This window comes from Methanocalculus natronophilus, from assembly GCF_038751955.1.
Classification (GTDB): domain Archaea; phylum Halobacteriota; class Methanomicrobia; order Methanomicrobiales; family Methanocorpusculaceae; genus Methanocalculus; species Methanocalculus natronophilus.
In genome coordinates, this window is the sequence record NZ_JBCEXH010000016.1 from 1 (window position 1) to 1,743 (window position 1,743).

At 45.6% G+C, this 1,743-nt stretch carries 1 protein-coding gene; it reads right to left on the reverse strand.

The window, feature by feature from the left end; genetic code table 11:
• Nucleotides 1-24 precede the first annotated feature (24 nt).
• The gene (locus ABCO64_RS10045; RefSeq protein ID WP_253460932.1) at nt 25-1,605 is read right to left on the reverse strand and encodes an IS1634 family transposase; all 1,581 of its coding nucleotides are present in this window, start codon (nt 1,603-1,605) and stop codon (nt 25-27) included.
• Nucleotides 1,606-1,743 lie beyond the last annotated feature (138 nt).

Consider the following 1,743-nt stretch of genomic DNA (forward strand, 5'->3'; position numbering starts at 1 on the left):
ACCCTGAACTCCCGGAAAACGTAGTCACATGATTTCAAGTGCTTCAATAATGAGCCGCTGTTTCTTCGTCATCTCAGTCGTCATCACCTGCCCATCTGCAAGAGTGACCTTTTTGAGCTTATCGAGCTCAAGCAAGAGGCTCTTTACCGAATAGTGTTTCAGCAACTCTGCTTCCGTCATCATCCGTAACAACCTGGCCCGGATAATCAAAGCCACAAACACAATAAAGATGAAGCCGCTTGTGGTACTGTCCTTATGCGTATTCAGTGGGAGAACATCCAGATCCGACTTCATCATCTCAATCTCCTTCTCGATCTCATCACGTTCCCTGTACAGAGACAGAACAGTCATCCAGTCAACATCTCCTGAATAAAACACCATGAACTTCCCCATTCTGTTCATCCGTTGTGCAACAGCATTCTGCCGAATGGTTGCTTCAATCCGATCATCAACCGCTTTCCAATCGAAAAAATTCTTGAGCTTGCCTGCGATCTCATAAAACCGGATAAATGCAGGCTTTTCCTTCTTTAGCCTGACGGTAGCCAGTTTATCCCTGATATCAACCAGACGGCTGGTGAGAGATTCTTTCTCCTCAAGTTCCCGTTTTGGATCATAGAAGAGATACCCCTTCAATTTATAAGACTCAAGTGACAGTGTCACTGGTTTTGCGTAGATCGTCTTGTCTTTGAACTTCTGCAGGTATTCAACATTGGTGATATCCCGTTGCGCCTCGGTGAGGAGGAGTTTCACATCTTTCAGCTGGAACGTTGCAGCGATAATGAACGAAATCTGCTGATCAAGCATCTCCAGAAGGTTATGCTGGCTGAAAAACCCACGATCCATAATGGCGGTATACTCTTTCACGCCATATGCGGCAATTTTCTTCAGTGTACCGGTGAGCGTTGTTACATCGGTAATACTCCCAGGATAGAGATCGTACATCACCGGGATGCCGAGTTCCTTGTCCATGATGAGTGAGAGATTAATCTGGGGAAGTGACACGCCATCCCTGTTATATCCGTATTCAAGAAGGTTCATCAGAGAAGAATGACTGGAGAGACTGGTGATATCATAAATCAGTGTCCGTTTCATCCTGTTCTCTTCCAGGAGTCTCGTCATCAGTTGTTGCGGAACAGTGCTGGATCCGATTCGAGCAAGCAGTTCACTGATTCTCTGTCCGGTAAGAGTAATCTGTGGCGAATCAAGAGCGAGAGTGGTTCCGGCGTACCATGTCCCGATATCTTTCATTGCCAGTGGTCTGATAATCCGGTTGAGTGCAAGTGCAGTTACCATTGCAGCATCTGAGTCATTAAGAATCTCATGCAGATATTGATCCAGTTTCAGGTCATGCATGATCTGCATGAGGAGCATGACTGATCCATGGTCGTAGGCAGAACGGACAGCTACGGTTTTGGTATTTTTCCTGATCTTTTCCCTGACTTCTGGTGGTGCATCCCGCATACGAACAGGTTTTCCATCGATATTCCGACCAAGATATTTGGAGTTTTTATATCGAGTCTGTTTTGATACCGGGTCGTAATAGGGTGTTTCTTCGTACCAGTATTCTCTGTCGCCAGACTTTTTGATCCTTCGAATCGGTTCCATGGCGTGCCCACACAATATAGGCACATGATAATATAAAGTACTTTCGATTACAAGTCCATATCGAGGATAAATTGAGGAAATGGATGGTTATGTGGGATCCTATTGTGATCCAGTGCCCATAAAAAGCGGGAGTTCAGG